General features: G+C 73.2%; 4 protein-coding genes. All 4 read left to right on the top strand.

The genetic code is table 11. The features are described 5' to 3' along the window. Positions 1-90: 90 nt before the first annotated feature. The 4 genes from J1M37_RS11030 (at position 91) to J1M37_RS11015 (ending at position 1,931) form a co-directional block, all read left to right on the top strand. Complete coding sequence (locus tag J1M37_RS11030) at positions 91-498, top strand: helix-turn-helix domain-containing protein (protein WP_206452658.1); 408 nt, start codon at positions 91-93, stop codon at positions 496-498. A 114-nt stretch (positions 499-612) separates the two neighbouring features. Beyond that, positions 613-1,014 (top strand): hypothetical protein, encoded by a 402-nt coding sequence (locus J1M37_RS11025; protein ID WP_206452657.1) that lies wholly within the window; start codon positions 613-615, stop codon positions 1,012-1,014. Between the two features lie 13 nt (positions 1,015-1,027). After that, a complete protein-coding gene (locus J1M37_RS11020) occupies positions 1,028-1,705 on the top strand; it encodes a hypothetical protein (RefSeq protein WP_206452656.1) in 678 nt (225 codons plus the stop codon). A gap of 4 nt (positions 1,706-1,709) precedes the next feature. Further along, positions 1,710-1,931 (top strand): hypothetical protein, encoded by a 222-nt coding sequence (locus J1M37_RS11015; RefSeq protein WP_206452655.1) that lies wholly within the window; start codon positions 1,710-1,712, stop codon positions 1,929-1,931. Positions 1,932-1,994 lie beyond the last annotated feature (63 nt).

The raw sequence follows: 1,994 nt of genomic DNA, 5'->3' as shown, positions 1-1,994 counted from the left end.
AGGTGTATAAGAGACAGCTCCGGCAAGCACCCCATAGACCCATCGCCGCTTCACGCGCGAGGGACCCCATGACACGAGAGGAATACCCCCATGCCCGACTACCCGCGCCCGACCCTGGCCGAGGTGACCGCCGCCGTGCCGGCACCGCTGGCCCACCTGATCTGCACCCGGCTGACCTGGGATGAGGTGTCCTCGCTCGTGGCCGCTCAGCCGCCGTCCACCCGGGAGGCCATCGCCACCGGCTGGGGGCAGCTGAAGTTGGCTCAGACGATGTGGGCGCGCGACCAGGCCCAGCGCCCGGCCCCGGCCCCGTTGCCTGAGCCGCCCGCTGAGTGGCTGACGACCTCCGAGGCTGCCAGCCGGGCAGGCGTCGACGTCTCCACCGTCCGCCGCTGGATCGAGGCGGAGCACATCGAGGCCCGCCGCGTCCGCGGCACCCATCGCATCAACCCCCGGTCCCTGGCTCGGTACATCGAGACGCGCGAGGGACGCGGCTGAGCGCGCGGCGGGCGGGCCGTTCGGCCTCGGCCCACGAGAGTTGAAATCGAGCGGTCCCGGTCCCTTCTTCCTTTCCGCCGGGGCCGCTCGTTCTCGAATCTCTTAGGAGGGCCCATGACCGAGCAGACCACCCCCAACCGTCTCAAGGACGCCCTCCAGGGCGTCAACACCGATCAGGCCGCGAGCGCGGAGCGTGTCCGGCGTGCCCTGCGGGGTGAGTCCGCCGTCGAGGCCGAGCGCGTGGCGCGGCTGGGGGAGGCCCTGACCGGGGCCCCCGCCACCCCCACCGAGGCCGAGGCCGAGCGGCTGGCCCGCGCCCTCAGCGGTGACGCCCCCGCCACCCCCGCTCAGCCGGAGGAGTCCTCCGCTCCGGCGGTCGAGGCCCGCCGCCGAACCCCGGCTCCGGTGGTCGAGGCCCGGCGCTCGACCCCGGCCCCCACCGGGCGGCGTCTGGGATTCGTGCGGGAGGTCGGCCACGTGCGCCCGCTGGGTCCCCGGTCCGTCTCCCATCGCTGAAAGCAGGCACCCCATGAAGCTCACCACTCAGACCTCTGCTGCCGCCCTGAAGGCAGCTACCCGCGCCCACCACGCCGCCGAGCAGATGGAGTCCCAGGCCCGAGAGGCCGAGGGGCGCATCTCCGCGATGGAGGCCGAGGCGGTGGACGCGCTGGTGGCTGACCCGGGTCAGGCCCAGTCCATCACCACTGCCATCGACGGGCAGACCCGGCTGGTTGCCGCCTACCGCACCAAGGCCGCTCAGCACCGCGCCGAGGCCGCCCGGGCCCTGCAGTCCGCCGCCGCCCTCGACGCCGACGAGCTGGCCCGCGCCGCCGACGCCAAGACCGCCGAGGCCGAGGCTGCCCAGGCCCGCATCGACAAGCTCCTGACCGCCCTGGAGGAGTACGCCGGGGTGTCGTTCGAGGTGGCTCCGGCCAGCCGGGACTTCACTGGGGAGCCCACGAGCTGGCCCAGCACCGTGGCGGAGGACCTGCAGGACGAGGGGATGCTCATGCGGATGCAGGCGGCGTCGTCCCGGTACTACGCCGAGCACGCGCAGGCCCCGCAGACCCTCGCTGAGCTCAACACGGTCCCGGGCGCCAACTACCCGCTGTCCCTGACCTGGGGAGGCCGACTCGACCCGTCGGCGCACTGGTCTCCGCTGCTCCGGTCCCTCGACGCCGGCACCGCCCTGACCGGGGAAGGCTGAGCCCGTGCCCTGGGTGAACGGAACGTGGGTGGACGAGCAGCCGGAGACGTCCGTCTCCGTGCCGCCCGCCCCGGCCCGTACCCCCTCGGACGTCGAGGGAGCGGCGGACCTGCTGGAGGGGATTCTGACGGCGCTCCCGCCTGACGAGTCCGACCCCGTAGACGTGAGACTGCGAGCGCGGCTGCACGGCTACGTCGAGGGCGTGCGGGCGGGGGCCGGGCAGTAGCTCGGATGCGGAGTTTTACGCGCGGCGCTACGTTAGCGTAAAAATTGCAGCTCATGACTACCG

It is taken from the genome of Micrococcus sp. KRD012, from assembly GCF_017168555.1.
Lineage (GTDB): Bacteria > Actinomycetota > Actinomycetes > Actinomycetales > Micrococcaceae > Micrococcus > Micrococcus luteus.
Note: the sequence above shows the minus strand (reverse complement) of the source record. Positions and strands in the feature narration are given on the sequence as shown.

What these genes read in the sequence shown, in the direction of transcription:
- J1M37_RS11020 (WP_206452656.1), top strand. Translation starts at nt 1,028, where the DNA reads ATGAAGCTCACCACTCAGACCTCTGCTGCCGCCCTGAAGGCAGCTACC.
- J1M37_RS11030 (WP_206452658.1), top strand. Translation starts at nt 91, where the DNA reads ATGCCCGACTACCCGCGCCCGACCCTGGCCGAGGTGACCGCCGCCGTG.
- J1M37_RS11025 (WP_206452657.1), top strand. Translation starts at nt 613, where the DNA reads ATGACCGAGCAGACCACCCCCAACCGTCTCAAGGACGCCCTCCAGGGC.